This window comes from Mycetocola sp. Y791 (assembly GCF_059445325.1).
Map to the genome: position 1 here is coordinate 817,010 of NZ_JCAIUC010000003.1, position 25,620 is coordinate 842,629.

Annotated in this window: 28 protein-coding genes, 1 tRNA gene and 1 other RNA gene; 7 read left to right on the forward strand and 23 right to left on the reverse strand. The window is 65.0% G+C overall.

All coding sequences use genetic code 11. The annotated features are described in order from the left end of the window. Positions 1 to 43: 43 nt before the first annotated feature. The 9 genes from serA to otsA form a co-directional block, all read right to left on the reverse strand. Positions 44 to 1,633 (reverse strand): phosphoglycerate dehydrogenase, encoded by a 1,590-nt coding sequence (gene serA / locus AC1C2N_RS12925; protein ID WP_495434199.1) that lies wholly within the window; start codon positions 1,631 to 1,633, stop codon positions 44 to 46. Positions 1,634 to 1,765: 132 nt separating this feature from the next. Then, a complete protein-coding gene (locus tag AC1C2N_RS12930) occupies positions 1,766 to 2,125 on the reverse strand; it encodes a hypothetical protein (protein WP_483404503.1) in 360 nt (119 codons plus the stop codon). Further along, positions 2,122 to 2,610 carry a hypothetical protein gene (locus AC1C2N_RS12935; RefSeq protein WP_495434200.1) on the reverse strand — a complete coding sequence of 163 codons (489 nt, stop codon included), beginning with the start codon at positions 2,608 to 2,610 and terminating at the stop codon, positions 2,122 to 2,124. Before AC1C2N_RS12935 ends, AC1C2N_RS12930 begins: the two co-directional genes overlap by 4 nt. 92 nt (positions 2,611 to 2,702) lie before the next feature. Next, on the reverse strand, positions 2,703 to 3,731 hold the full coding sequence (gene ilvC, locus AC1C2N_RS12940; protein WP_483404505.1) for a ketol-acid reductoisomerase: 1,029 nt from the start codon (positions 3,729 to 3,731) through the stop codon (positions 2,703 to 2,705). Positions 3,732 to 3,797: 66 nt separating this feature from the next. Then, positions 3,798 to 4,307: an acetolactate synthase small subunit gene (gene ilvN / locus AC1C2N_RS12945; protein ID WP_483404506.1), complete on the reverse strand. Its 510-nt coding sequence runs from the start codon at positions 4,305 to 4,307 to the stop codon at positions 3,798 to 3,800. A gap of 2 nt (positions 4,308 to 4,309) precedes the next feature. Continuing rightward, positions 4,310 to 6,130, reverse strand: coding sequence for an acetolactate synthase large subunit (locus tag AC1C2N_RS12950; RefSeq protein ID WP_483404507.1), 1,821 nt, complete (start codon positions 6,128 to 6,130; stop codon positions 4,310 to 4,312). A gap of 46 nt (positions 6,131 to 6,176) precedes the next feature. Beyond that, positions 6,177 to 7,871: a dihydroxy-acid dehydratase gene (ilvD, locus tag AC1C2N_RS12955; protein WP_108391398.1), complete on the reverse strand. Its 1,695-nt coding sequence runs from the start codon at positions 7,869 to 7,871 to the stop codon at positions 6,177 to 6,179. Between the two features lie 35 nt (positions 7,872 to 7,906). After that, positions 7,907 to 8,692, reverse strand: a complete 786-nt coding sequence (otsB, locus tag AC1C2N_RS12960) for a trehalose-phosphatase (protein WP_483404508.1) — start codon at positions 8,690 to 8,692, stop codon at positions 7,907 to 7,909. Continuing rightward, positions 8,689 to 10,200, reverse strand: coding sequence for an alpha,alpha-trehalose-phosphate synthase (UDP-forming) (gene otsA / locus AC1C2N_RS12965; RefSeq protein ID WP_495434201.1), 1,512 nt, complete (start codon positions 10,198 to 10,200; stop codon positions 8,689 to 8,691). The genes otsB and otsA overlap by 4 nt, the downstream gene beginning before the upstream one ends. Positions 10,201 to 10,396: 196 nt before the next feature. On the opposite strand from otsA, the gene AC1C2N_RS12970 reads away from it, so the two are divergent. Together AC1C2N_RS12970 and AC1C2N_RS12975 are read left to right on the forward strand one after the other, a co-directional pair. Beyond that, on the forward strand, positions 10,397 to 10,585 hold the full coding sequence (locus tag AC1C2N_RS12970; RefSeq protein WP_483404510.1) for a hypothetical protein: 189 nt from the start codon (positions 10,397 to 10,399) through the stop codon (positions 10,583 to 10,585). 115 nt (positions 10,586 to 10,700) lie between these two features. Then, positions 10,701 to 11,228 carry a hypothetical protein gene (locus AC1C2N_RS12975; RefSeq protein WP_495434202.1) on the forward strand — a complete coding sequence of 176 codons (528 nt, stop codon included), beginning with the start codon at positions 10,701 to 10,703 and terminating at the stop codon, positions 11,226 to 11,228. 172 nt (positions 11,229 to 11,400) lie between these two features. Here the strand turns inward: AC1C2N_RS12975 and AC1C2N_RS12980 are convergent, their stop codons facing one another. Further along, a complete protein-coding gene (locus AC1C2N_RS12980; RefSeq protein WP_495434203.1) occupies positions 11,401 to 11,625 on the reverse strand; it encodes a PLDc N-terminal domain-containing protein in 225 nt (74 codons plus the stop codon). Between the two features lie 117 nt (positions 11,626 to 11,742). After that, positions 11,743 to 11,818: transfer RNA gene (locus tag AC1C2N_RS12985), tRNA-Lys, on the reverse strand. A 111-nt stretch (positions 11,819 to 11,929) separates the two neighbouring features. Here AC1C2N_RS12985 and AC1C2N_RS12990 point away from each other — a divergent pair. Genes AC1C2N_RS12990 through AC1C2N_RS13000 form a run of 3 tightly spaced genes read left to right on the forward strand, consistent with a single transcriptional unit; the run spans position 11,930 to position 14,276 of the window. Next, complete coding sequence (locus AC1C2N_RS12990; protein ID WP_495434204.1) at positions 11,930 to 12,727, forward strand: inositol monophosphatase family protein; 798 nt, start codon at positions 11,930 to 11,932, stop codon at positions 12,725 to 12,727. Positions 12,728 to 12,765: 38 nt separating this feature from the next. Further along, positions 12,766 to 13,539 carry a lysophospholipid acyltransferase family protein gene (locus AC1C2N_RS12995; RefSeq protein ID WP_495434205.1) on the forward strand — a complete coding sequence of 258 codons (774 nt, stop codon included), beginning with the start codon at positions 12,766 to 12,768 and terminating at the stop codon, positions 13,537 to 13,539. After that, a complete protein-coding gene (locus AC1C2N_RS13000; RefSeq protein WP_495434206.1) occupies positions 13,539 to 14,276 on the forward strand; it encodes an alpha/beta hydrolase in 738 nt (245 codons plus the stop codon). The genes AC1C2N_RS12995 and AC1C2N_RS13000 overlap by 1 nt, the downstream gene beginning before the upstream one ends. A gap of 50 nt (positions 14,277 to 14,326) precedes the next feature. On the opposite strand, the gene AC1C2N_RS13005 is transcribed toward AC1C2N_RS13000, so the two are convergent. Next, positions 14,327 to 14,614: a hypothetical protein gene (locus AC1C2N_RS13005; RefSeq protein ID WP_495434207.1), complete on the reverse strand. Its 288-nt coding sequence runs from the start codon at positions 14,612 to 14,614 to the stop codon at positions 14,327 to 14,329. 103 nt (positions 14,615 to 14,717) lie between these two features. Further along, positions 14,718 to 15,093, reverse strand: a transfer-messenger RNA (tmRNA) gene (gene ssrA / locus AC1C2N_RS13010). A 175-nt stretch (positions 15,094 to 15,268) separates the two neighbouring features. Between ssrA and AC1C2N_RS13015 the strand changes: the two genes are divergently transcribed. Next, a complete protein-coding gene (locus AC1C2N_RS13015; RefSeq protein WP_495434208.1) occupies positions 15,269 to 15,958 on the forward strand; it encodes an SIMPL domain-containing protein in 690 nt (229 codons plus the stop codon). On the opposite strand, the gene AC1C2N_RS13020 is transcribed toward AC1C2N_RS13015, so the two are convergent. From AC1C2N_RS13020 to prfB, 5 genes are all read right to left on the reverse strand, one after another. Further along, entirely contained in the window at positions 15,955 to 16,692 is a 738-nt protein-coding gene (locus AC1C2N_RS13020) for a tyrosine-protein phosphatase (protein ID WP_495434209.1), read from the reverse strand. The genes AC1C2N_RS13015 and AC1C2N_RS13020 overlap by 4 nt on opposite strands. Then, positions 16,692 to 17,168 carry an SsrA-binding protein SmpB gene (smpB, locus tag AC1C2N_RS13025; RefSeq protein WP_483404519.1) on the reverse strand — a complete coding sequence of 159 codons (477 nt, stop codon included), beginning with the start codon at positions 17,166 to 17,168 and terminating at the stop codon, positions 16,692 to 16,694. The genes AC1C2N_RS13020 and smpB overlap by 1 nt, the downstream gene beginning before the upstream one ends. Before the next feature lie 107 nt (positions 17,169 to 17,275). Continuing rightward, the gene (gene ftsX / locus AC1C2N_RS13030) at positions 17,276 to 18,190 is read right to left on the reverse strand and encodes a permease-like cell division protein FtsX (RefSeq protein ID WP_483404520.1); all 915 of its coding nucleotides are present in this window, start codon (positions 18,188 to 18,190) and stop codon (positions 17,276 to 17,278) included. Further along, entirely contained in the window at positions 18,187 to 19,221 is a 1,035-nt protein-coding gene (ftsE, locus tag AC1C2N_RS13035) for a cell division ATP-binding protein FtsE (RefSeq protein WP_483404521.1), read from the reverse strand. The genes ftsX and ftsE overlap by 4 nt, the downstream gene beginning before the upstream one ends. Positions 19,222 to 19,304: 83 nt before the next feature. After that, complete coding sequence (gene prfB / locus AC1C2N_RS13040) at positions 19,305 to 20,414, reverse strand: peptide chain release factor 2 (RefSeq protein ID WP_483404522.1); 1,110 nt, start codon at positions 20,412 to 20,414, stop codon at positions 19,305 to 19,307. Positions 20,415 to 20,471: 57 nt separating this feature from the next. Here prfB and AC1C2N_RS13045 point away from each other — a divergent pair, with 57 nt between their 5' ends. Further along, on the forward strand, positions 20,472 to 21,746 hold the full coding sequence (locus tag AC1C2N_RS13045) for an MFS transporter (protein ID WP_495434210.1): 1,275 nt from the start codon (positions 20,472 to 20,474) through the stop codon (positions 21,744 to 21,746). 2 nt (positions 21,747 to 21,748) lie between these two features. Here the strand turns inward: AC1C2N_RS13045 and AC1C2N_RS13050 are convergent, their stop codons facing one another. The 5 genes from AC1C2N_RS13050 to AC1C2N_RS13070 form a co-directional block, all read right to left on the reverse strand. Next, entirely contained in the window at positions 21,749 to 22,090 is a 342-nt protein-coding gene (locus AC1C2N_RS13050; protein ID WP_495434211.1) for a hypothetical protein, read from the reverse strand. Further along, complete coding sequence (locus AC1C2N_RS13055) at positions 22,087 to 22,893, reverse strand: SDR family oxidoreductase (RefSeq protein ID WP_495434212.1); 807 nt, start codon at positions 22,891 to 22,893, stop codon at positions 22,087 to 22,089. The genes AC1C2N_RS13050 and AC1C2N_RS13055 overlap by 4 nt, the downstream gene beginning before the upstream one ends. A 1,207-nt stretch (positions 22,894 to 24,100) precedes the next feature. Next, a complete protein-coding gene (locus AC1C2N_RS13060) occupies positions 24,101 to 24,550 on the reverse strand; it encodes a Tad domain-containing protein (RefSeq protein ID WP_495434213.1) in 450 nt (149 codons plus the stop codon). Continuing rightward, positions 24,547 to 25,011, reverse strand: a complete 465-nt coding sequence (locus AC1C2N_RS13065; protein WP_495434214.1) for a hypothetical protein — start codon at positions 25,009 to 25,011, stop codon at positions 24,547 to 24,549. The genes AC1C2N_RS13060 and AC1C2N_RS13065 overlap by 4 nt, the downstream gene beginning before the upstream one ends. Beyond that, positions 24,995 to 25,399 (reverse strand): TadE/TadG family type IV pilus assembly protein, encoded by a 405-nt coding sequence (locus AC1C2N_RS13070; RefSeq protein WP_495434215.1) that lies wholly within the window; start codon positions 25,397 to 25,399, stop codon positions 24,995 to 24,997. Before AC1C2N_RS13070 ends, AC1C2N_RS13065 begins: the two co-directional genes overlap by 17 nt. Between the last annotated feature and the right edge of the window lie 221 nt (positions 25,400 to 25,620).

The following is a 25,620-nucleotide window of genomic DNA, read 5'->3' on the forward strand; positions in this document are numbered from 1 at the left end:
CACTCGTTGCCCTCCCTCTTCTTTATGCCACGTGCGTGCGCCGCTACTCCGTGATGTCGATCTCGCGAAGCACTGTTGCGTCAATATCCGCGCGAACGGCCTCGAGGATTTCGTCCGGCACCGGCGAGTCAACGGTGAGCACGCTGAGCGCCTGTCCCCCGGCCTCGCGGCGTGCGACCTGCATGCCCGCAATATTGATGGCTGCCTCGCCGAAACGCTGGCCGTAGACGGCGACGATCCCGGGCCGGTCGGTGTAGAGCATGACGATGTGGTGGCTCGAGATGGGGACCTCGACGTCGTAGCCGTTGATCTCGACGAGCTTCTCGATCTGCTTCGTGCCCGTGAGCGTACCGGACACCGATACCTGGGAACCGTCGCTCAGCGCACCGCGCAGGGTGATGACGTTGCGATATTCGTTGCTCTCGTCATCCGTGATCAACCGAACAACGATGCCACGCTGCTCGGCCAGCAACGGAGCGTTGACGTACGACACGGTCTCGCTGACGATGTTGGTGAAGATGCCCTTGAGAGCCGCGAGCTTGAGAACGCTCACGTCGTATTCGCTGAGCTCACCGTGCACCTCGACGTCAATGCTCGTGAGCGGCGACGTGGTGAGGGCGGCAAAGATCTGCCCGAGCTTCTCAACCAGCGGGATGCCGGGGCGGACGTAGGGGTCGATGACACCGCCGGCGACGTTCACGGCGTCCGGCACCAGCTCGCCGCCGAGGGCGAGGCGCACCGACTTGGCGACGGAAACACCGGCCTTCTCCTGTGCTTCGCCCGTCGACGCACCGAGGTGCGGTGTGACGATGATGTTCGGGAGGGAGAGGAGCTTGTCGTTCGTCGGCGGCTCGGAGACGAACACGTCGAGGCCGGCGCCGGCGATCTTTCCGTCGAGCAGCGCGTCGTACAGCGCGTCTTCGTCGATGAGCCCGCCGCGGGCGACGTTGACGATGTACGCCGTCGGCTTCATCAGGGCGAACTGCTCGGCGCCGATCATGCCGGTGGTTTCGGGGGTCTTGGGCATGTGGATCGTGATGAAGTCCGACTGTGCGAGCAGCTCGTCGAGGGTGACGAGCTGGACGCCGAGCTGCTGCGCCCGTGCGCTCGTCACGTAGGGGTCGTATGCGATGACGTTGGTACCGAACGCCTGCATGCGAGCGGTGATCAGGGCGCCGATTCGGCCGAGGCCGATGATGCCGATGGTCTTCTCGTACAGTTCGGTGCCGGTGTACTTCGAGCGCTTCCACTGTGAACCGGCGAGGGCATTGTGAGCCTGCGGGATGTGACGGGCGAGGCTGAGGATGTGACCGACGGTGAGTTCGGCCGCCGAGATGATGTTCGAGGTGGGCGCGTTCACGACCATGACGCCGACGGTGGTCGCCGCCTTGATGTCGACATTGTCGAGCCCGACGCCTGCGCGGGCGATCACCTTGAGGTTCGGAGCCGCAGCGATGGCCTCCTCGTCGACTTTCGTCGCCGAGCGCACGAGCACAGCGTTGGCGTCGGCAAGTGCCGCGAGAAGCGCCTGGCGGTCGGTGCCGTCGACGGTGCGAACGTCAAAGTCGGGCCCGAGGGCATCAACAGTTGCTGGGGAGAGTTCTTCGGCGATCAACACGACCGGTTTTGACACAGGTGAAATCCTTTGTTTGCAACGGGGATGTCGGGCGCTGCAGCCGTCGGAGCGCTCGTTCTCTCGACTTTACTGGACGAGCCAGCGGTTGTACTGGACGAGTCAGCGGTATTACGTCACGAGCCAGCGGCGTTACGTCAGCAATTCACCTGCGCCGAAGAGAGCGATGATCCCGAGCGACACCACGGCGACCACGCCGAGCCCGGCGAGATAGACGAGGACCTGAGCCAGAATGTCCCGCCCCCGACCGAGCCGAAGCGCGATGAGGAAGACGACAATCGGCACAGCGATGCCGATGCTGAGCACTGCCCAGCCGAGCACGGAGATCGACGTGTCGAGACCGGATGCCAGTGTGCTGATGCCGACAACGTTGCCGACGGCCTCCCACACGTCGTAGGCGTAGAAGAGCCCGAAGAGAACGGCGAGCGTCGTGGCCAGCCAGCGAGGAAGCGCCCTGCGCGCTGGCGCAGCCTGGGTCGGTTCGGCGCTCATGATGCGCCTCCCAGGAGGAACGGCACCGGGGCGAGCACGACGACGCCGACGGCGAGCACGATCAGGCGCGCCCGTGACGTGACCGACATCCGCGTGAGCCAGAGCGTGGCGCCGAACCAGAGAGCTGGAGCCAGTACGGCGAGCCACAGGCCGAGGCTGTACATCGCACCCCCGATGATGTCGGAGGGTGACGCAGTGTCGCGCTGCACGACGATGAGCCAGCCGATGCTGTAGAGCAGGTAGATTCCGGCGATGACCCCGTGCGCGACGAGAGCGACAGAACCCATCTGGCCCCGCGGCTGGTCGTTCCTGGACGCGGCTGTTGTGCCCGGGTTGCCGACAACCTTCCAGCCCGGCGCTACGGCCCGGTCCGCCGGCGTTGTTGCCGCGGGAGCGTCGGTGGGTACGCTCACGGCCCGCTCACTCAGGGCCGGCTCATCGTCACCGGCCCAGCTCAGGGCCTCATCATCACTGTCTCGGGGCATGGCATCCAGAATACCGCTGCACAAACAAACACCCGGTCCCCGCCCTGCCGCCGAAGCGGACAGGGCACGGACCGGGTGATCTGTGAGGGTGACTAGCGGGCGACCGAACCGTCGGTGTAGTCGTCGTCGTTCGAGGCGTTCCACGCGAAGAGCTTGCGCAGCTCGCGGCCGGTCTCCTCGATCGGGTGCGCCTCACCCTTGGCACGCAGTTCGAGGAACTCGGGGGCTCCTGCGTCCTGGTCGTCGATGAAGCGCTTCGCGAACGCTCCGGACTGGATGTCGGCGAGAACGGCCTTCATGTTCTCCTTGACGCTCGGGTCGATGACGCGGGGGCCTGAAACGTAGTCGCCGTACTCAGCGGTGTCTGAGACGCTCCAGCGCTGCTTGGCGATGCCGCCCTCCCACATGAGGTCGACGATGAGCTTGAGCTCGTGCAGAACCTCGAAGTACGCAACCTGCGGCTGGTAGCCAGCCTCGGTAAGGACCTCGAAGCCGTACTGGACGAGCTGCGACGCGCCACCGCAGAGGACAGCCTGCTCACCGAACAGGTCGGTCTCGGTCTCTTCGGTGAACGTGGTCTTGATGCCGCCGGCGCGGAGGCCGCCGATCGCCTTGGCGTAGCTCAGGGTGAGCGGCCAGGCATTGCCCGTCGCGTCCTTTTCAACGGCGACGATGACGGGAACGCCACGGCCTGCCTCGTACTCGCGGCGGACGGTGTGTCCTGGTCCCTTCGGGGCGACCATGATCACGTCAACACCCTCGGGTGCTTCGATGTATCCGAAACGGATGTTGAAGCCGTGACCGAAGACGAGAGCCTTGCCCTCGGCGAGCTGGTCCTTGATGGACTCAGCGTAGATCGTGCGCTGGAACTGGTCGGGAGCGAGGATGACGATGACGTCTGCCCAGGCGGCAGCATCCGAAACGCTCTTGACGACGAAGCCCTGCTCCTCGGCCTTTGCGATCGACTTCGACCCTTCCTTGAGCCCGATGACGACGTCGACACCCGAGTCACGGAGGTTCAGCGCGTGTGCGTGCCCCTGTGAGCCGTATCCGACGACGGCAACCTTCTTGCCCTGGATGATCGAGAGGTCGGCGTCAGCGTCGTAGAAAATCTCAGCCACTTGTTTATCTCCTTGTTGTTGAGGTTGGTGCGGTGCGTTGTGTCGCAGAGTGCGACGTCACGCTCGTTAGTTCTTGAATACGCGTTCGGTGATCGACTTGGACCCGCGGCCGATCGCGAGCTGCCCGGACTGCGCGAGTTCCTTGATGCCGAAAGGTTCGAGGACCCTCAGCAGCGCGTTGGTCTTGCCCGAGTCTCCCGTGACCTCGATGACGAGGGCGTCCGTTGCAACGTCGACGACGCGGGCGCGGAACAGGTTGACGGCCTCGAGCACCTGCGAGCGGGTCGTGTTGTCGACGCGCACCTTGATGAGGAGGTGCTCGCGCTGTACAGACTGCGCCGGATCGAGTTCGACGATCTTGATCACGTTGACGAGCTTGTTGAGCTGTTTGGTGATCTGCTCGAGCGGCAGGCCTTCGACAGTGACGACGACGGTGATGCGGCTCAGGCCGGGAACTTCACTCTTTCCGACGGCGAGTGACTCGATGTTGAATCCGCGGCGAGCAAAGAGGCCGGCGACACGGGTGAGCAGACCTGGCTTGTCTTCGACGAGCAGACTCAGAACGTGGGTAGTCATCTCTAGACCTCCTCATCGAACGACGGGCTGTGGTCCCTGGCGTACTGCACATAGCTGTTGCTGACACCCTGGGGAACCATCGGCCACACCATAGCGTCTGCGCTCACGACGAAGTCGATGACGACGGGCCGGTCGTTGGTCTCGAGCGCCAGCTGAATGGCGGCGTCCACCTCGTCCATCGATGTCACGCGGATGCCGAGACATCCGTATGCCTCGGCGAGCTTCACAAAATCCGGAACCCGGATGGTGTCGTGGCCCGTGTTGAGGTCGGTGTTCGAGTATCGGCCGTCGTAGAACAGCGTCTGCCACTGGCGAACCATGCCGAGCGACGAGTTGTTGATGATCGCGACCTTGATCGGGATCTTGTTGATCGCACAGGTGGCAAGTTCCTGATTGGTCATCTGGAAGCATCCGTCACCGTCGATCGCCCAGACCGTTCGGTCAGGCTCGGCAACCTTGGCGCCCATGGCCGCCGGGACCGAGTAGCCCATGGTTCCCGCGCCACCCGAGTTGAGCCAGGAGTTCGGCCGCTCGTACTTAATGAACTGGGCTGCCCACATCTGGTGCTGGCCGACGCCTGAGGCGAAGATTCCCTCGGGTCCGGTGAGTTCGCCGATCCGCGAGATGACGTGCTGCGGTGCGAGCAGGCCGTCGCTCGGGGTGGTGAATCCGAGCGGGAACTCCTCGCGGAGCCCATTGAGGTAGGTCCACCAGACCTCGATGTCCGGGACGGTGTCCCGACGCGCCGAGGTGATGGCCGCGGTGAGATCGGCGATGACATCCTTGGCATCGCCGACGATCGGGACGTCTGCCGTGCGGATCTTGGAGATCTCCGCGGGGTCGACGTCGACGTGGACAACTTTGGCGTTCGGTGCGAAGAGCGCCGTCTTGCCGGTCACCCGGTCGTCGAACCTCGCGCCGAGTGCGACGATCAGGTCTGACTCCTGCAGCGCAAGCACCGCAGGGACCGTGCCGTGCATCCCCGGCATGCCGAGGTGCTGTGGGTGGGAATCCGGGAAGGCGCCCCGCGCCATCAGTGTCGTCACAACGGGAGCACCGCTGAGCTCGGCCAGCTCGAGCAGTTCGGCCGAAGCGTGTGCCCTGATGACACCGCCACCGACATAGAGAACTGGTTTCTTCGCCTCCACCATCAGCTGGGCGGCGGCCAGGATCTGCTTGCCGTGCGCCTTGGTCACCGGGCGGTAACCGGGGAGATCGATCTTCGGCGGCCAGATAAACGGGACGGTGTCCTGTTGCGCGTCCTTGGTGATGTCGACGAGCACCGGTCCCGGGCGTCCGGTCGACGCGATGTGGTACGCCGCCGCGATTGTCGCGGGGATGTCGGCGGCATCCGTGACCAGGAAGGAGTGCTTCGTGATCGGCATGGTGATGCCGACGATGTCGGCCTCCTGGAACGCGTCGGTTCCCATCAGGGTGGAGAACACCTGGCCGGTGATCGCGAGAAGCGGCACCGAGTCCATGTGGGCATCCATGATGGCGGTGACGAGGTTGGTCGCGCCTGGCCCGGAGGTGGCGATGGCTACGCCGACTTTCCCGCTCGCCGCGGCGTAACCCTCGGCTGCGTGTCCGGCGCCCTGCTCGTGACGCACGAGGATGTGACGGATCTTCTCCGTGTCCATGAGCGGGTCATAGACCGGAAGAATGGCGCCGCCGGGCAGCCCGAAGACGTCGGTGATCCCGATCAGCTCGAGCGTCCGGACGACGGCCTGGGCCCCGGTCAGGAGCTCTGGCGCCGCGGCGTCGGTGGTTTTGGCAGCCTTGAGGCTGGATGGCGATATGGCGGGAGAAGAATCCGCAGGCATCGTATGGGTTCCCTTGTGAGAGTGGAGATCTGAAGAGGACGTCCTGTTACCCGGTGATCGCGCCTTCAGCGGCGGAGTGCACGAGCTTGGAGTACTTTGCGAGGACGCCACGGGTATAGCGCGGGGGAAGCGGTGCCCAGCCGTTGCGGCGGGCTGCCAGCTCTTGTTCGTCGACAAGTAGGTCGAGCGACCGAGCTGCGATATCGACCCGTATCAGATCACCATCGCGCACGAAGGCAATGGGACCAGCGTCCACTGCTTCGGGTGCTATGTGGCCGATGCAGAGGCCGGTTGTGCCGCCTGAGAATCGACCGTCCGTCAATAGTAGTACATCTTTTCCGAGCCCAGCGCCCTTGATGGCGGCGGTGATGGCGAGCATCTCGCGCATGCCTGGTCCACCCTTCGGCCCCTCGTACCTGATGACGATGACGTCCCCGGCGGAGATCTCCCCGTTGGTCAGTGCGTCCATCGCGCCGCGCTCACGTTCGAAGACGCGAGCGGGACCCTCGAAGACGTCGGCGTCGAAGCCAGCGGTCTTCACAACGGCTCCCTCCGGCGCGAACGAACCGTGCAGCACGGTGATACCACCCGTCGCGTGGATCGGGTTGTCGAGTGTGCGGATGACTTCACCGTCGAGCGGCATGGGGTTGAGCTCAGCGAGGTTCTCGGCGAGGGTCTTGCCCGTCACCGTGAGCGCGTCGCCGTGGAGCAGCCCGGCATCGAGCAGTGCCTTCATCACAACGGGAACTCCGCCGTGACGGTCGACATCGTTCATGACGTACTTGCCGAATGGCTTGAGGTCACCGATGTGCGGCACCTTGTCGCCGATGCGGTTGAAGTCGTCGAGTGTGAGGTCCACTTCGGCCTCACGCGCAATGGCGAGCAGGTGCAGGACGACGTTGGTCGATCCGCCGAAAGCCATGGCAACGGCGATCGCGTTCTCGAATGCCTTCTTGGTCAGGATGTCGCGGGCGGTGATTCCGAGCCGGAGCATGTTGACGACGGCCTCGCCCGAACGGTGCGCGAAGTAGTCGCGGCGGCGGTCCGCCGATGGCGGCGCGGCAGAACCCGGAAGGCTCATGCCGAGTGCCTCAGCGACGGATGCCATCGTGTTCGCCGTGTACATTCCGCCGCAGGCACCCTCACCCGGAGCGATGGCGCACTCGATGCGCTTGAGGTCTTCCTCGCTCATGGTGCCTGCTTTGCAGGCACCGACCGCTTCGAAGGCGTCGATGATCGTGACGTCCTTCTCGGTTCCGTCGCTGAGCTTCACCCAGCCTGGAGCGATGGATCCTGCGTAGAGGAAGACGCTCGCGAGGTCGAGCCTGGCCGCAGCCATGAGCATTCCCGGCAGCGACTTGTCGCAGCCGGCGAGCAGCACTGTGCCGTCGAGGCGCTCGGCCATGACGACTGTCTCGACGGAATCAGCGATGACCTCACGGGAGACGAGCGAGAAGTGCATTCCCTCGTGGCCCATCGAGATACCGTCGGAAACGGAGATCGTTCCGAACTGCAGCGGATATCCCCCGCCGGAGTGCACGCCTTCCTTGGCGCCCTGCGCAAGCCGGTCAAGTGACAGGTTGCACGGTGTGATTTCGTTCCAGCTCGACGCGATGCCGATCTGGGGCTTATCCCAGTCTGCGTCGCCCATGCCGACGGCGCGGAGCATTCCGCGCGATGTTGTTGCTTCGATTCCGTCTGTGACTGCTCTACTGCGAGGTTTCAGGTCGATCTCTGACATGCCTCGAGTCTAGAACCTCGAACATGCCCGGAGAGTCATCGGCCGGTGGCTGCGCGGAGCTCGGCGAGACGGGCCAGTGCATCCGCGACCTCGACCGGACTGCCAACCCGGTATCGCGCGAGCGTATCCCCCTCGCCGCACTTGAGCGAGAGGTCGCCCTCGCCGAGCACGGCGAACGCATCTTCGTCCGTCACGTCGTCGCCGGCGTAGAGCACGGCGGTCGCCCCCGTGTAGTCGCGCAGGTGACGCACCGCATCCCCCTTGGTGACGCTCAGTACGGAGAACTCGATGACGTTCTTGCCGTCGCGGACCTTGGCTGGAACCCCGGCCGCATCAGCGGCTGCTCGCGCTGCGTCATTGGCCGCGTTTTCGGCGTGACCATCGAGGTGCCTGGTGTGCAGCGCGAACCCGGCCGGCTTCGTTTCGATCCAGGTTCCGGGGTGGGCTTCGCTGACCTGTTCGAGTGCGACGGAGAGGGTCGCGACGTGGGCCAGGTCGGCGTCGCTGAGCGGCGGGTGGGTGTCGACGCCGTCGAAACGGTATTCAGCACCGTGGGACCCGACCAGCAGGATGCCGTCTGAGGCGCGGGAGGCACGCTGCAGGCTGTCGACCGCGCGACCGGACACGAACGCCACCGTGGTGTGTGACACGTCGAGGAGTCTCGCCACTGCCTCAGCGGCTTCGGGGATGGCGCGAGAATCGTCGGGATTGTCGACGAACGGGGCGAGTGTTCCGTCGAAATCAAGGGCAACGAGCAGGTGCTCGGTGTCGGCCAGCCGTGTCAGCGCCCCCTCGAGCTCTGCGGGCAGGTTCCCGGTCATCGCCTGTCGTCCGGGTGCTCGTGCGATACGGGGTGTTCAGTGGCGGACTGCGTGAGTTCCTCGAGGAACACCCGCGACCACTTCACGACGTCGTTCTCGAGAACACGCTTGCGGAGCGCGCGCATTCGCCTCCTCCGCTCAGCGACCGGCATGTCGACCGCCTTCAAAATCGCTTCCTTGACCCCCTCGATGTCATGGGGGTTGATCAGGAGGGCCTGTCGGAGGTCGTCGGATGCCCCGGCGAATTCGCTCAGGACGAGGACACCACCGAGGTCGGCGCGGGTCGCGACGTACTCCTTGGCGACGAGGTTCATGCCGTCCCTGAGCGCGGTGACGAGCATGACGTCAGCAGCGAGATAGAGGGCAACCATCTCTTCGCGGGGGTAGCCCTGGTGGAGGTAGTTGATCGCCGTGTGCCCGATGGAACCGTAGTCACCGTTGATGCGCCCCACGGTGAGTTCGATCTCATCGCGCAGCTGCATGTAGCTTGCGACGCGCTCGCGGCTGGGGCTGGCGACCTGTACCAGCGTCACGTCGTGAGCGTCGAGGCGCCCCTCGGCGAGCAGCTCGCCGTATGCCTTCAGCCGGTGGCCGATTCCCTTGGTGTAGTCGAGCCTGTCGACGCCGAGCATGATCGTCTTGGGGTTACCGAGCTCTTCGCGGATCTGCCGTGCCCTCGCCTGCACGTCGGGGTGCTGTGCCAGCTCGACGTAGCTCGTAGCGTCAATGGAAATCGGGTACGCCCTGGCGATGACCCGGCGCATCGGTGCACCACTGACGTGCGACCTGTCGCCCGTCGTCGCGTCTGATGAGTCGCCGACGGGAACCCACACGCGCGTGCCCTTGGTCTCGTACCCGAAGAGACGGCGAACCGCTCGCGTGAAGTTGCCGGCATCGGCCACACGCTGGAATCCGATGACGTCGGCGCCGAGGAGTCCCGAGATGATCTGCTGCCGCCACGGGAGCTGGGAGAAAATCCCATACGCGGGGAACGGTATGTGGTTGAAGAAACCGATTGTGAGGTCAGGACGCAACTCACGGAGCATGCCAGGAACGAGCTGGAGCTGGTAGTCGTGAACCCAGACCGTCGCGCCGGCATCCGCAATGCGTGCGGTGGCCTCGGCAAAACGACGGTTCACCGCAACGTAGGCTTCCCACCACTCGCGGTGATAACTGGGCTGCGCAATGACGTCGTGATAGAGCGGCCAGAGCGTGTCGTTCGAGAAACCCTCGTAGTAACGCTCGATCTCTTCCGCGTTCAGGGCGACAGGCACCATGCGGATGTTCTCGTGCTCAAACGGCTCGAGGACGACGTCGGCTGCACCTGGCCAGCCGACCCACGCGCCATCCGTGGTCTTCATCAACGGCTCAAGCGCCGCGACCAGGCCACCGGGCGACATCCGCCACTGCTGGTTGCCCTCGCTGTCGGTGACACTGTCGACCGGCAGCCGGTTCGCCACCACGATGAAATCGTAAGTATCCGGGCCGTCTTCGGTCTGCGATGCCACGCTGTTCCCCTTTATTGCCACTGTTTCGTGGAGGCCAACGCTACCAGCCGGGCCAAATCACGGCTTCGGGGAGGAAGGGATCGACCAATTGTGATAGAGAGCCGACCGAGTGGATATTGCACAGGACCGCACGTTGTCAACCGTGCACCCGGGACAGGAATAGTCGCTACCGTTATCGCAACGGAGGGAATCCCATATGCGTAAGTACGTCTTGAACTTCAGTGTCCTGAGCGCCATCGCCGGCGCGTTTTCACTCATCCAGACCTCGAAGACCGCCCCGCGCGACTGGCGTCTGGTCTTGCTGTGGGTTGGCTGGCTCGTGACCGTCGCCAACGCTGTGGCAACCGTGAACGAGAAGTCTGAGCAGAAGAAGCTCAAGGCCTGAACCCAAGGCCCTCTTTCCGCGATATTCGAGGCGTGTCGGCGTGTCAGACGGCCCCGTTCGGGGCGTCAGGTCCACACTGGAGCTACCACTCGCACCAGTACCAGGGAGACCGCACATGTTTGGTCGACGCCGACACCGCGCTCGCGCACAGGTTGCCCTTCCGACGCCCGTTGAGGCGCCGACTCCCGCCCCGCAGCTCTCCGAGGAGCAGCTGTTCGATGTCGTGCGCGAACGCCTCGACGAATTCCTGGGCGCGCGGGGTGAGTGGACGCTCGTACGGCGCTCCGAGAGCGACACCGACGAGTTCTTCCAGAGCATGACCGCGTTCTCTGTTGCCCGCGATGTCACGACATCGATCCTGGCCACGGCTCGCGCCGGGCAGGGCGCCGAGACACAGCCCGAGCCCGCCCCCGAAGTGACAGTCTCCGGCTTCGTCGGCTTTGGTGCACCCGTTCTCGACTCCGCGCCCGCTGACGCCGCTGACCTCGACGCCTTCGTGACCACGCCGATCACCGAACAGGTGACGTTCGAGCTCAATGCCATCGCCGTGTGGGCCGACCCGCAGCGCCACGACCCGAGCCACGTCAACCCGGATCTCGTCACGCCGCCCATCGCTTCGGGCTCAAAGGCGAACGTTTCCTGACCACGTAGTTCTGCGCCACGGTAGTTCTGCGCCACGGTAGTTCTGCGCCACGGTAGTTCTGCGCCACGGTAGTTCTGCGCCACGGTAGTTCTGCGACACCGCAGTTCCGCGACACCGCAGATCCAGGCACCACGACGCGCCCTGTGAGCGCGTGACGCGTCAAGGCGGCCGTTCAACCGTCCTCGCGACGACCCCGCACAAAGTACGCGATGGGTCCGATCCAGTTCACCGCGATCACGGCCGCCCAGAGGGGTCTCGGTCCGTTGATTTGTGCCGCGGGACGCTTGGCAAGGTCTGCCCACGCCGCTGCGGCCAGTGCGACCTGCACCGAGCCGGCGACAACGACAGCGATCTTCCGCCCCACGCTGAGGTTCTTGAACGTCAGATCTTTTTTCATCGCGGCTCTCCTCTTCGACTGTGACGGAAACTTCGTCGCTCCAGCTTGACGGCATCCGTTCGCCGACACAATCGAGCGCACAAAAAACCCCGACCATGTGTCATGATCGGGGCTATCTGGTGCACCCCCCGGGACTTGAACCCGGAACCCACTGATTAAGAGTCAGTTGCTCTGCCAATTGAGCTAGAGGTGCGTTTCTCGTTCGAAACTCGCGCTTCGAACCGTGGAAAACAATAGCATGCGTTGAGCCCCCCGAGCGAATCGAGGGCGCCTCAGCATTTCGGCCGCCGGTATCGTAGGTGCCATGACCACTCCCCCGGCTCCGTCCCTCGCGGACGACCTCTCCCTGGCTCTTCGACTGGCGGATGCCGCCGACGCCATCTCCCTCGCACGTTTCCGTTCCGCCAACCTCGAGATTTCGACGAAACCGGATGCCACGCACGTGACGGATGCCGACCTGGCGGTCGAGCGAGCCCTCCGTGACATCCTGGCGGCCGAACGCCCGGGCGATGGCATCCTCGGTGAGGAGTACGGTACAGCGGGCTCCACCGCGCGGCAGTGGATCCTCGACCCCATCGACGGCACAGCGAACTTTCTTCGCGGCGTGCCCAACTGGGCGACGCTCATCAGCCTCGCCGTCGATTCAGTGCCGGTGGTCGGCGTCGCGAGTGCCCCGGCGTTCCGGAAGCGCTGGTGGGCACATGCCGGCGGAGGGGCGTGGCTCGCCGAGGACGGCGCAGAACCCCGGCGGCTCTCCGTCTCCGGCGTCGAACGCCTCGAAGACGCGTCACTGAGCTTCCAGAGCATCACCCAGTGGGATGAGGCGGGCTATCTTGACCAGCTCGTCTCGCTGACCCGCCAGGTCTGGCGGGACCGGGCATACGGCGACATGTGGTCATACGGGCTGCTCGCTGAAGGACTCATCGACATCGTGGGCGAGTTCGGCGTCAAGGAGTACGACATCGCCCCGTTCGTGATCCTGATCCGCGAGGCGGGCGGTCGGTTCAGCGCCATCGACGGGGAGGACTCGATCGCCGCACGCAGTGCGCTCGCGACCAACGGCATACTGCACAACGAGGTCCTCCGCAACCTCGGACACTGAGCAGGCCGATTTGCACCGGCTGCCCCTACTATTCCTGTATGAGACCGCTCCCGAGTGAACCCGTTTACAGCACAGCCGTCGCAGTGGGCAAAACCATTTTCGGCGGGCTGGGGCTGAAGCGCATCGTCACCGGCGCCGAGAACATTCCGGCGACCGGGGGCGCGATTCTCGCGATCACCCACTTCGGGTACATGGATTTCGCACTCACCGAGTGGATGGTGTGGGATCGCACCCGGAGACGCGTCCGCTTCATGGCGAAGAAGGGCGCTTTCGATAAGCCCGTGGTCGGCTGGCTGCTGCGGGGCATGAAACACATCTCGGTCGACATGTCCGCGGGCGCCGAGGCGTACTCCAAGGCAATCGTCGCGCTGGAGGCCGGCGAGATGATCGGCGTGTTTCCCGAGGCCGGTGTCAACACTTCGTTCACCGTGCGCGAGTTGAAGACGGGCACGGTCCGCATGGCCGCCGAGGCCGGGGTGCCCGTCATTCCCATCGCCGTCTGGGGTGGCCACCGCCTTCTCACCAAGGGCAGGAAGCCGACGCTTCGCGAAGCGTTCCGCACCCCGATCAGATATACCGTCGGTAAACCCATCCAGATGGATGCCACGTCCGACGTCCGCGAAAGCACGCTGGCGCTTCGGGTAACCATGCAGGCTCTGCTCGACGAGGCTCAGGCCTCATACCCGGTCGACGGCAAGGGGGCGTGGTGGCAGCCCGCCCACCTGGGCGGAACCGCACCCACCCCCGAAGAGGCCGCGATCGCCGAAGCCGAACGCCAGAAACGCAAGGCAGCCGAAGCCGCGCGGAAGTGATGTCGGCGAGGCGACTGGGGCAGGCGGCACTCTGGGCGCTGGGCGCCCTCGCGCTTGCCGTCGTGATCGGAGCGGTGTGGCTCCACCAGGTGATGGCCGGGGACCGCGATGCGGCGCTCAACGCGTGGCAGAACGACTCGATCGAGATCACCGACACTGAAACGGGCATCGTCATGGAGCCGACGGCGGGGGCGACGTCCACAGGACTGGTCTTCGTGCCTGGCGCGAAGGTCGATCCGTACGCGTACCTCTACAAGCTGTCGGGAATCGTCGAGAACGGCACCACCGTCGTGATCACGAAACCGACCCTCAACCTTGCCTTTGCCGACCTCAGGCCCCTCGACGCATTCACCGCCACTGCCCCCGGAATCGATGAGTGGTTCGTCGGAGGACACTCCCTCGGCGGGGTCAAGGCGTGCCAGTACGCATCCGACCCTTTCGTCGCGGGTCTCGTACTGTTCGGCAGTTACTGTGCGACCGACCTGTCAGGCACGGGCATCCCGGTTCTCAGCTTCGTGGCACAAAACGACGGACTCAGCACACCGCAGAAAATCGAGGATGCCGCTGGCTTGCTCCCCGCGGACACCGTCACCGTGGTACTCCCCGGTGCGAACCACGCGGACTTCGGCGACTACGGTGTTCAGCCGGGCGACGGAGAGTCAGCTGTCGACGACGCCGACGTCAGGCAGGTCATCACCGAAGAGTTCCAGGCCTGGCGGGACGCGCAGGGCCTCTGACGCCCAGTACCTCGGACGCCCAGTGCCTCTGACAGCCAGCGCGAGAACCGTCAGCGCCGAACGGATGCCAGCCGGCCCGGTCCGAAGAACACCGGCGGCGCCCAATAGTGCACCGGCTCGGGCGCAGCGGCATCGATAACCGCAGTGGCGTACCCGAACTTCCAGAGCCGGTTGAACAGGAAGACCGTCACCTCCGTCGGGCCGTCCTCTGACAGCTGCCAGGTCCCCGTTCCCCACTGCGCCGGCTGCCCCCGCCCGTTGAACACCACGGTCGGCTTCGGAAACAAGCCCATCCTGGGCTTGTGGAGCGTGAGTTCAAGTCGTCGGGTCTCGGCCATCCTCCCAGCTAACCACGAATGCCTCGCCGGCGATTCGGGTGCACAAAAAAGGGCCACCGGACGGCGGCCCTTTTGTGTTCAACAACGCGTGATAGCAACCCGGAAGTGGAGATGCGGGGAATTGAACCCCGGTCCACTGCTGTGGTCGTGTGCCTTCTACGGGTGTATCCAGTGAAGACGTTCTACTCGGCTCCGGAATTTGCCACTGGCACCTACTCCGACAAGCCCAGCCTCAGTTTGAGTCCCTCTACGCCCTGAGACGAAACGTAGAAGCAATCTCTCTAAATGGCGCCAGGATCCGGGTAGAGAGCATTCCCGGTCTGACGGACTTCTTTAGTGCGCTCGCTTAGGCAGCGAGGGCGAAGTCAGTGCGCTTTGAATTGGCACTTATTGTTTTCCAGAGATCGTTCACGAGATAACCCTGGATCCTCGACCCGCTTCTCACAGTTGCGCAGGCAGTGTCGAAACCGATCATCCCCATGCGAATCGTGTGCAAGCCCTGCGTGCAGGACGAGCCTCGAAGTGAATCACTATCACGCGCTGTTGAATTTTGAAACCGGGTGACCCGGCGCTTGCTGCATCTTCCGATGCAGCTCTCCAGTATACCTCGCGAACGAGCAGGCCGGAAATGATGCTGCCTTGTATTCTCGCAGCATGAGCTCAGAAGCGCACGACACCGCAGGCCCGACAGTGATCGCCGTTCGAGGGGAGGCCTTTGTTGAGGTACCACCGGAACGCGCCAGGGTGAACATCGTGATCGAGGTGGACGGAGCGGACAAAACGGATGTCGAGCGGCGGGCGGCCGCCGCACGAATCGGGTGCATCGATGCTGCGCGGTCTGGCCATGACCCGGCACGTGGGCCGATCGCAGACTGGACTGCCGACCAGCTGCAGGTCTGGAGTTCACGGCCGTGGAACGCCGATGGCGTCCAGCTCCCGCTGGTGTTCCATTCGCGATCCACCGTGTCCGCCACGTTCTCCGACCTCGAGTCCGTCGGCCCCTGGGTCGATGCTGCAACCCACGACGACGCGGTCGCTCTCGCGGGAATCGACTGGAGCATCACCGACAGCACCCGGCGGGAACTCACGGAGGGATGCCAGCGGGACGCCGTCCAGAACGCCGTGTCAAAGGCATCCGTTTATGCCTCGACCCTCGGACTCGGGCATGTTCGTCCGACCGAGATCGCGGAACCCGTGGTGCTGGGCACCCCGGGCGCAGAGTACGGCGCCGTGAGCAGGATGGCGTTTACGTCTGCCCCGGCGACTCCGACCGGGTTCACACCCGAACCGATCCGTATCGGAGCAGAGGTCAACGCCAGGTTTGAAGCGCGACCGGCGGATTAACCCTGCTCGACGAGAGCGTCGTGCAGCCGGCCGAGTTCACTGAGCGTGAACCCCGCACCGAGCAGATACTGGCGAACCGAGCCGTGCTCGGCCTCGAGCTCATCCAGTACCTCGTCAAGCACCTCTCCCGGGCTTCCGCCCATGAGAACACGGAGCTCCGGCGTCTCCGTGCCGCCGTGCTCAACGATGATCGAGATCATGTTCTCGAGCCACTCGCCGCTCAGGTTTTCTTCCGATCGGGCGTAGTCCTCGACCACGAGACGCCGGTCGACACCGACAGCGACGAGAGCGAGTGCGACGACGACGCCCGTGCGGTCCTTGCCCGCAGTGCAGTGGATGAGAACCGGATGCTCCTCCATCGCCAGTAGCTCGCGGAGGGCCTGGGCTACAACACCCGAGTGCTGGGTGAGAATCCGACGGTAGAGCGTGGCCAGGCTCACGGCAGCTTCGCCCTGCGAGGCACCGGAGCCCTCGAACAGCGGCAGATGCACCCTGCGGACATCGAGCCCGTCGAGGTCGTCCGGCATGACCCTGACCTCGAAGTCGTCGCGTAGATCGATGACCACGCCGACACCGAGATCGCGAATGTCCTGTTTGCCGTCGTCACCGAGCCGGTAGAGGCCGTCGGAGCGAAGCAGTCGACCGTATTTCACCCGGCCGTCGAGGGTCGGATACCCGCCGACGTCGCGAAAGTTGTAGGTGCCGTTCACCGTCAACTTCGGCGCAATTCTCACTACTCCCCCAGGTGGTTCTTTGCCGCGATCGCGCGAGCAGCTTCGCGCGTCGCTTCGCGCTCGCGCAGCGTCTGGCGCTTGTCGTATTCCTTCTTACCCTTGGCGATGGCGATTTCGACCTTGGCCTTGCCGTCGCTGAAGTACAGCTTGAGCGGGATGATCGTGTATCCGCCCGGCGCCACCTTGTGGCTGATCTTCAGGATCTGCGCCTTGTGCAGCAGCAGCTTTCGCTTGCGCCGCGGCGGGTGGTTGTTCCAGGTGCCACCGGTGTACTCGGGGATATGCACGGCGTCGAGCCAGGCTTCTCCGCCCTCGATGAAGGCGTAGCCGTCGACGAGCGACGCGCGCCCCGCACGGAGCGACTTCACCTCGGTACCGGTGAGAACCATTCCGGCTTCAAAGGTGTCTTCGATGATGTAGTCGTGGCGCGCCTTGCGATTGGTGGCCACAACGTTTTGACCACGTTCCCTGGGCACGAGCTACTCCGTTGTTTGGTGTGGGCGGATGCTGTCCGCCTGCGTGAAAGCGCCGGGCGCGTTGCCCGGCAGCCCATCAGTCTAACAACACGGTCTGGCCGTGCGCGCTAGATCTTCAGATACCGCTTGATCGCGAAGTTGGCCGAGAGGGCCGCGAGCACCATTCCGACGATAAGCAACAGGGGCACAACAACGATGGCATCAGCGATACCGACGAAGTTGACGAACGGCATCATGGGCGCGAGGTAGCCATCGATGAAGAAGTACACGATGGCGATGACCGCTCCCCCGGCCAGCACCGAACCGATCACCGCGGAGAAAACACCCTCGAGAATGAACGGGGTCTGGATGAACCGGTTCGATGCGCCAACGAGGCGCATAATCCCGATCTCCTTGCGGCGGGAGTATGCGGAGAGCCTGATCGTGGTGGCGATGAGCAACACAGCCGCGACGAGCATGAGCGCCGCGATACCGATCGCCGTGTAACTGGCGACGTTGAGCACCCGGAAGATGGCGTCGAGGTACTGCCGCTGGTCGGTCACTTCCTCAACGCCGGGGGTCCCGGAGAACGCTTCGACGAGCACCTCGGACTGCGACGGGTCCTTGAGGTTGACCCAGTAGGTCTCGTTGAGTTGCTCGGGCGAGACGAGCTGTGCCAGCTGGTTGCCCTCGAACTGCTTCTGGAAGTTGTCGTAGGCCTGCTGGTGGTCTTCGAAGTAGTTCTTGTCGATGAACGGAGAGAGGGTTTCCGACTCGAGCTGGCCGAGCACCCCCGCCTTCTGGTCGTCGTTCGCCGCGCCTGCCGTGCAGGTCTCGGCCTGCGAATCGGCGGTGCAGAGATAGATGGCGACCTGCGCCCTGTCGTACCAGTAGTTCTTCATCTGGCCGATCTGCATCTGCAGCAGCACGGCGGTGCCCACGAAGGTGAGCGAGATGAAAGTGACGAGGATGACGGAGATCACCATCGAGACGTTGCGGCGGAGGCCGGTTGTCGCCTCCTGCCAGATCAGCGAGAGCCTCATTTGACCGGACCCACGTTCTGCTCGTCGCCCGTCTCCGGGTCGACGGTACCCCGGAGTCCCAGCCGTTCCGCGAGGGAGAGGTGCTCGGTGAGGTCGCTCGTCGTGTCCTGGCGTGGCAATGCGATGGCGCCTGTCGCGTTCGACGCCGACCCGGCGTCGGCGCTGTCACTGGCCGGCGCGGTACGGGTTGGAGCTGGGCCGGTCGCGCCGGCATCCGGTGTTGAAATCAAAATCTGGTGGGCTTTCGTTTCTGCGTCGGCCTCGGCAGCGGCTTCGCGCACTTCCTGGCGGGCGTTCTTGGCCGACTGTCCCTTGGCTACGGCCGGCCTGAGCTCCGGCACGACCCCTGTCGTGCCGTACCCGCCCTCACGTTCGTCGCGGACGATGACGCCGTCGACGAGTTCGATCACGCGGCGCTGCATCTTGTCGACGATTCCCGCCTCGTGCGTTGCCATGAGCACCGTCGTTCCACCGGCGTTGATGCGCTCGAGAATCTGCATGATGCCGGCACTCGTTGCCGGGTCGAGGTTTCCGGTCGGCTCATCGGCGAGCAGGATCTGCGGCTTGTTGACGACAGCACGCGCGATCGCCACGCGCTGCTGCTCACCACCGGAGAGTTCGTGCGGCAGCCGGTCAGCCTTGGTCTCGAGCCCGACCATCTTGAGCACGTCGGGGACAGCTTCCTGCACGTAACCACGAGACTTGCCGATCACCTGAAGCGTGAACGCGACGTTCTGGAACACGGTCTTGTTCGGCAGCAGGCGGAAGTCCTGGAAGACAACGCCGAGGTTGCGCCGGAAGTACGGGATTTTCCGGCTTGAAATCGACCCCAGGTCGTTGCCGAGGACAAAGATCGACCCGGCCGTCGGCTTCTCCTCCTTGAGGATCAGCCTCAGACAGCTCGACTTTCCTGAACCCGATGCGCCGACGAGGAAGACGAATTCCCCCCTCGCGATCTCGAGGTCCATGCTGTCGATTGCCGGACGCTTGGTACCGGAGTATTTCTTCGTAACGTTCTCAAACCGAATCATGACCTCTTGAGCCTAGGCAGCGATCCGGGCATTGCCGGCATGACACGCCTGCCGGGCATGACTCGGCCCTGTGGCCGGTCCGGCTAGCTGTCGACGGGCTGCTTACGCCAGCGGATGCCGGCGGCGATGAAACCGTCGAGGTCACCGTCGAAGACGTTCTGCGGATTGTTGACCTCGAAGTCCGTGCGCAGGTCCTTGACCATCTGGTACGGCGCGAGGACGTACGAACGCATCTGGTCGCCCCAGCTCGCCGTGATGTTGCCGGCGAGTTCCTTCTTCTTCGCGTTCTCCTGTTCGCGCTGCACGAGGAGAAGGCGCGACTTGAGCACCCGCATGGCCGCGGCGCGGTTCTGGATCTGGCTCTTCTCGTTCTGGCAGCTGACGACGATGCCGGTCGGCAGGTGGGTGATGCGCACAGCGGAGTCCGTGGTGTTGACGGACTGGCCGCCGGGTCCGGACGATCGGAACACGTCGACGCGGATGTCGTTGTCGGGGATGTCGACCTCTTCGGTCTCGGCCATCAGCGGAACGACTTCGACGGCAGCGAAGCTGGTCTGGCGCTTGCCCGCAGAGTTGAACGGGCTCATCCGCACGAGCCGGTGTGTTCCCGCTTCGACGCTCAGCGTTCCGAACGCGTACGGTGCGTCGATCTCGAACGTCGCGCTCTTGATTCCCGCTTCTTCGGCGTAGCTCGTGTCGAGCACCGTCGCCTTGTACTTGTGCTGCTCAGCCCAGCGCAGGTACATCCGGAACAGCATGTCGGCGAAGTCGGCGGCGTCGACCCCACCGGCTCCGGCGCGGATGGTCACAACGGCGGGCAGCGGGTCGTACTCACCGTTGAGCAGCGTCTGCACCTCCAGGCTGCCAATCTGCTTCTGCAGGTCGGCGAGTTCGGTGCGTGCCTCGGCAGCGGAGTCCTCGTCACCCTCTGCGTTGGCCAGTTCGATGAGCACCTCGAGGTCGTCGAGCTGCTGCTCGATGGCGACGATCCTGGCGAGCTCGGACTGGCGGTGGCTGAGCGCGCTGGTGATCTCCTGCGCCTTCTCGGTGTCGTCCCACAGGTCGGGAACTCCGGCCTGCGCGCTGAGGTCAGCGATTTCGGCGCGCAATCCGTCGAGGTCGACGACCTCACGGATGTCGTTGAAGGTCGCGCGGATGGAGGCGATTTGGGCACTCAGGTCTAGATCTAACATGTCAAGCCCAGCCTACCTTCGGCACGGCATCCGTTCGCGGGCATACACTGAAAAGTGATGACAGAGAAGAAGACCGCCGAGTTCTCGTTCCGCGGTGTCGCTGTCGTCGTCTTCCTCCCCACCCTGCTGTTTTCGATCGGTGAGGGCGCGCTGATCCCGCTGATTCCCGCGGCGGCAACCAATCTGGGCGCGAGCCTCGCGATAGCCGGTGTGATCTCGGGCATGGTGATGATCGGTGAACTCGTCGGTGACATTCCGAGTGGCTGGCTCGTTCACAAGATCGGCGAACGCGTTGCCATGATCGGCGCGGCCGCCATCTCGGTGCTCGCTGTCCTCGGAGCTGTCCTCGCGCCGAACGCTTGGATCCTTGCGGCATCCATCTTCGTCCTCGGGCTTTCCACCGCGGTGTTCGCCCTTGCCCGACATGCTTTCATGACCAGCTATGTCCCGATCCAGTACCGGGCTCGGGCCCTGTCTACCCTCGGCGGTGTCTTCAGGGCCGGTCTCTTCATCGGCCCCCTTCTCGCTGCACCCGTGATTCACTTCACCGGCGGCACACAGGGCGCATTCTGGATCATGGTGATCTCGTGCCTCGCCGCCGTCGTGATCCTCATCCTGCTTCCCGACCCCGAGTCGATGTTCGGTCACGCCCGCCGCTCCCCCGAGGTCGACGGGGTCGACGAGACCGTGGCTGATGAGACGGCCGAACCGCAGAATCCTGGCTTGTTCCACACCATCTGGACCTTCCGCGGGGTTCTGCTCCGCATGGGATCCGGTGCCGCCATGATCTCAGCGATGCGTGCCGCCCGCACGGTCATTCTTCCGCTGTGGGCGGTGAGCCTCGGGGTGAGCGAAGTGAACACCGCGCTCATCATCGGCATCGCCGGCGCCGTGGATTTCGCGTTGTTCTATGCGAGCGGGCAGATCATGGACCGGTTCGGCCGCATGTTCAGCGCCATTCCCTCGATGACCGGACTCGGCCTGGGGATGCTCGTACTGGCGGTCACCCACGACGCACCGCACGCCGTGGCGTGGTTCATCGCTGCGGCCGGCATCCTGTCCGTTGCGAACGGCATCGGCAGCGGCATCCTCATGACGCTCGGCGCTGACCTGGCCCCCGTCGGCCGACCCGCGCCGTTCCTCGGTGCCTGGCGCTTCACGGGCGACGTCGGCGCGGCCGCCGCGCCGCTCGTGGTCGGCGGACTCACCGCCGCGGTCTCTCTGTCATTCGCGTCCGGCCTGATCGGGGTGGTCGGCATCCTGGGCGCGGTCCGGCTGGCGAGGATCATGCCTCGGTACCTCAAGCCACGCCCTGGACGCCGACTCCCCTGACCTCAGCGGAGCGAGTCGGCCTGGATGCTGCTCACGAGGAAGACCGCGAGCAGGCCGACCACGGCGATCCCCACGAAGAGTGACGCCATCATGGCGAGCCGTGCGCGCCCGGCTCCGATGCGGAATCGCGCGAGCACGAGGCCGAGAAACAACAGGACGACGAGTGCGATGCCCACTCCGGCGATCATCGCGTTGAGCGCGAGCATCGGTACGAGCACGGCGATGACGACAGCGCTCATGATCGCGCCGGTCACAATCCAGATGGCACCGGTTGAGGTTCGAAGAGCGGGCTGGTTGCGGACCCGCGTCGGGTCGTCCTCCGGTCGGTTACGTGGATCTGTCACTGTGAGTCCGCGTCCCGCCACGTGTCGTTTTCGAGATGCGAACCGGCCTGCGGCCCCATCTGCAGCATGCCGCCGTCGACAACCCAGGACGCGCCGGTGACATAGGCGGATGCCGGAGACGCGAGGAAAGCGATGACCGAAGCGACCTCACGCGCGTCGCCTGGCCGGCCGAGTGGAATGCCCGGACGGGAGGTACCCCGTGGGTCCTCGTCGGTTTGTCCGGTCATCGGTGTCGCGATCTCACCCGGAGCGACAGCGTTGGCCGTAATGCCGTACTGCCCCAGCTCGAGCGCAACAGTCTTGATCAACCCGCCGAGCCCATGCTTCGCTGCGTCGTACGCGGCGGAACCGACACGCGGCTGGTGTTCGTGCACGCTCGTCACACCGATGATCCGGCCACCGTTGCCAGCGGCGACCATCCGCCGCGCTGCACGCTGGATGCAGACGAACGCTCCGTCGAGGTCGGCGGCCATGGTGTGCCTCCAGTCTTCGAGCGGCATCTCCAGGAACGGTCCGTTGTCGCCTGTGCCGGCGTTGTTCACGAACACGTCGAGTCCGCCGAGTTTGTCGGCGAGCGCGTCGACGGCGTCGCCGACTCCATCAAGGTCGGTGGTGTCCAACCGGGCCGTGACGGCCTCGCGTCCGAGGCTCCGAACCTCGCGGGCGGTCTCCTCCGCGCCTTCTTCGTCGCTGTGCCAGGTGACTCCCACGTCCATCCCTGCTTCGGCGAGCGCGACGGCGGTCGCCCGGCCAATCCCTGAGTCTGCTCCTGTAACAATCGCGAATCGTGGCTCAAAGCCCATGAACTGCTCCTTCGGTCAGGCACGCGAGGTGTGCGTGGTCGACTTCTACGCAACACCGGCCGCGCTCCCCGCTCAACCCCTTGACACGCCTTTGACCCGACTCGCCGCAGCGGGCAGGTTGCCGCCGGGAGGAAAGACGTAGGGTCAAGGCCCTATAGACAGCCCGACCCCCGGATCCTCCTCCCGAAACACCGCGCAGCGCGCCCCCGCACTAGTCGCGGTTTCGGGAGGAAAGACGTGGGGTCCGGGCGCCATAGGCACCCCGACCCCCGGATCCTCCTCCCGAAACCACCCCGCGGGGCTCAGCGGAACACGCTCCGCGCCAGACTGGTGACACCAAACCGAATGCCGCCACGCACTACCCCGGCACCACCCACAGCATCTGGCTGACAACGCCTGCGGTCCGGGTCAGGCAAGGCTCAGCGCTCCGGGACGAAAATCGTGGGCCGGCGCGCCCCCGCACTAGTCGCGGTTTCGGGAGGAAGGACGTGGGGTCCGGGCCCTATAGACAGCCCGACCCCCGGATCCTCCTCCCGAAACACCGCGCAGGGTTCAGTGGAACGCGCTCCGCGCCACACGGGTGACACCAACGCGGATGCCGCCGCGCACTACCCCGGCACCACCCACAGCATCTGGCTGACAACGCCTGCGGGGTGACTATCCGCAGCGGGCAGGTTGCCGCCGGGAGGAAAGACGTGGGGTCCGGGCGTCATAGGCACCTCGACCCCCGGATCCTCCTCCCGAAACCACCCCGCGGGGCTCAGCGGAACACGCTCCGCGCCACACGGGTGACACCAACGCGGATGCCGCCACCACGCACCACCCCGGCACCACCCGCAGCATCTGGCTGACAACGCCTGCGGTCCGGGTCAAGCAAGGCTCAGCGCTCCGGGAGGAAAATCGTGGGCCAGCGCGCCCCCGCACTAGTCGCGGTTTCGGGAGGAAGGACGTGGGGTCCGGGCCCTATAGGCACCCCGGCCCCCGGATCCTCCTCCCGAAACCACGTGAGAAGCTTCCCGGAACACGCCCCGTGCCACACGGGTGACACCAAACCGAATGCTGCCACGCACTACCCCGGCACCACCCACAGCATCTGGCTGACAACGTCTGCGGTCCGGGTGCAGTGCTTCGGGAGGAAAGACGTGGGGTCCGGGCGCCATAGGCAGCCCGACCCCCGGATCCTCCTCCCGAAACACCCGCGCAGGGATCAGCGGAACACGCTCCGCGCCACACTGGTGACGTCGAGACGGATGCCGTCGGGCACGAACGCGGTCAGAACCGGCGGTCGCCAGTACGACGAGAGCGTCACAGTTGCGCTCTTGCCGTCAACGCTCGCGGCCCGCTCCAGCCGCAGGTCCTCGAACCGCCCGTTCGGGTGCTCGTGGAGGAACTCTTCCACCGCGGCCTCGACATCACGGGACGACAGCTCGACGCGTGGCACCCCATCCGAGACTGACACCGTCGCAAGATCGAATGCCTCGGCACCGACGAGGGCGGCGGAGTCCGCCAGGCTGAACAGCCGTTTACGCTCCAGATAGAGCGACGTGGCCGCCGTCACCACAAGGATCAGGATGAGCGCGAGCATCCCGTAGAAGATCACCAGGATCAGTGTTGAGCCCCGCTCCTCCTCGCCGATGCGTCGATGGAGCGGGATCATTGCCCGGTCCAGAACCGTGACACCCGCTGGGTCGCGGACGACTCGACGGGAACGCTTGCCGCCGTTGACAGATCGAGCACGTCGGGCACGAGCGGGAGCGGGATCGTCGCGCGGACGGTGACCGTCACGGTCGCGTTGCGGGCAGGACAGGCAGGAGCGCCGGTGCATTGCACCGCGACGGTGGCGGTGGACGCGTCGACTCCGTAGTCAGACAGGCCGAATTCAACGGCGCGCCCTGCCCGAATCGCGGCCTCTTCCGAGTTCGGTGCCTGCACGTACACCCGGGCTGCCTGTCGAGCGGCGCCCTCCACCGCGAGGGTCCCCGCCTGGAGCGCGGCGAGCGCAAGGACGAGGTACACGAGCGGGACCAGAAGAATAAGACCGGCGGTGATGAATTCGAGAGATGCTGTCCCTGTCTCGGCCCCGAGCATCCGGCACCAGCGCCTACGGGGATTCGTCAAGGGTTTCCACGGCAGCATGCGCGGTCACCTCCAACCCGCTGCCCAGACCGAGCAGACCAATCACCGGCAGTGTCGTCACCACGCGCACCTCGGCGCTCGGGTGACCACGGTAGGTGCCATAGCTCGCGGTCACGTCACCCGCATAATCCGGACCGACCGCCGCCGCGATCAGTTGCCGAGTTCTTTGGACCCCCTCGGCGAGGCCATTGTCGGCGAGCGCCGCGAATCGCGCCCCCTCGGCCGCGGCATCGGTAACCGTGTTGCGGACGTGCAGCGCGAGGCCGAGTTGCATCACCGAAACGGTCAGCAGCGTCAACAGAACCGTGACCAGTGTGAACTCAACGACGGCGGAACCCTCGTCGCTTCGCCAGTCAGGCCCCCTGGTCACGTCACAGCCCGGAGACCTTGCTGATCGCCTGCTCGAAGATCTGGCTCAGGGCAGGCCCGGCGAGTCCCCAGATGACGATCACCAGGCCGGCCGTCATCAGGGTGAATAGGCCCTGATCTCACCTACTCGCGAGGGTGGACAACGACCCGCGATTTCGGGCGACCGGGCCACACCTCGATGCCAGTAATCAGGGCGCGCAAAATCTCGCGCCGCTCTGTAAC

Excerpts from the sequence above, each read along its gene's own strand:
- AC1C2N_RS12990 (WP_495434204.1), top strand. The coding sequence starts at position 11,930 with ATGACCACTCCCCCGGCTCCGTCCCTCGCGGACGACCTCTCCCTGGCT.
- AC1C2N_RS13005 (WP_495434207.1), bottom strand. The coding sequence starts at position 14,614 with ATGGCCGAGACCCGACGACTTGAACTCACGCTCCACAAGCCCAGGATG.
- AC1C2N_RS12935 (WP_495434200.1), bottom strand. The coding sequence starts at position 2,610 with ATGCCCCGAGACAGTGATGATGAGGCCCTGAGCTGGGCCGGTGACGAT.
- AC1C2N_RS13045 (WP_495434210.1), top strand. The coding sequence starts at position 20,472 with ATGACAGAGAAGAAGACCGCCGAGTTCTCGTTCCGCGGTGTCGCTGTC.
- ilvN (WP_483404506.1), bottom strand. The coding sequence starts at position 4,307 with ATGACTACCCACGTTCTGAGTCTGCTCGTCGAAGACAAGCCAGGTCTG.
- AC1C2N_RS12950 (WP_483404507.1), bottom strand. The coding sequence starts at position 6,130 with ATGCCTGCGGATTCTTCTCCCGCCATATCGCCATCCAGCCTCAAGGCT.
- AC1C2N_RS12970 (WP_483404510.1), top strand. The coding sequence starts at position 10,397 with ATGCGTAAGTACGTCTTGAACTTCAGTGTCCTGAGCGCCATCGCCGGC.
- ilvD (WP_108391398.1), bottom strand. The coding sequence starts at position 7,871 with ATGTCAGAGATCGACCTGAAACCTCGCAGTAGAGCAGTCACAGACGGA.
- ftsX (WP_483404520.1), bottom strand. The coding sequence starts at position 18,190 with ATGAGGCTCTCGCTGATCTGGCAGGAGGCGACAACCGGCCTCCGCCGC.
- ftsE (WP_483404521.1), bottom strand. The coding sequence starts at position 19,221 with ATGATTCGGTTTGAGAACGTTACGAAGAAATACTCCGGTACCAAGCGT.
- AC1C2N_RS13060 (WP_495434213.1), bottom strand. The coding sequence starts at position 24,550 with ATGATCCCGCTCCATCGACGCATCGGCGAGGAGGAGCGGGGCTCAACA.
- AC1C2N_RS12930 (WP_483404503.1), bottom strand. The coding sequence starts at position 2,125 with ATGAGCGCCGAACCGACCCAGGCTGCGCCAGCGCGCAGGGCGCTTCCT.
- AC1C2N_RS12975 (WP_495434202.1), top strand. The coding sequence starts at position 10,701 with ATGTTTGGTCGACGCCGACACCGCGCTCGCGCACAGGTTGCCCTTCCG.
- AC1C2N_RS13055 (WP_495434212.1), bottom strand. The coding sequence starts at position 22,893 with ATGGGCTTTGAGCCACGATTCGCGATTGTTACAGGAGCAGACTCAGGG.
- AC1C2N_RS13000 (WP_495434206.1), top strand. The coding sequence starts at position 13,539 with ATGTCGGCGAGGCGACTGGGGCAGGCGGCACTCTGGGCGCTGGGCGCC.
- otsB (WP_483404508.1), bottom strand. The coding sequence starts at position 8,692 with ATGACCGGGAACCTGCCCGCAGAGCTCGAGGGGGCGCTGACACGGCTG.
- prfB (WP_483404522.1), bottom strand. The coding sequence starts at position 20,414 with ATGTTAGATCTAGACCTGAGTGCCCAAATCGCCTCCATCCGCGCGACC.
- AC1C2N_RS13015 (WP_495434208.1), top strand. The coding sequence starts at position 15,269 with ATGAGCTCAGAAGCGCACGACACCGCAGGCCCGACAGTGATCGCCGTT.
- AC1C2N_RS12995 (WP_495434205.1), top strand. The coding sequence starts at position 12,766 with ATGAGACCGCTCCCGAGTGAACCCGTTTACAGCACAGCCGTCGCAGTG.
- AC1C2N_RS12980 (WP_495434203.1), bottom strand. The coding sequence starts at position 11,625 with ATGAAAAAAGATCTGACGTTCAAGAACCTCAGCGTGGGGCGGAAGATC.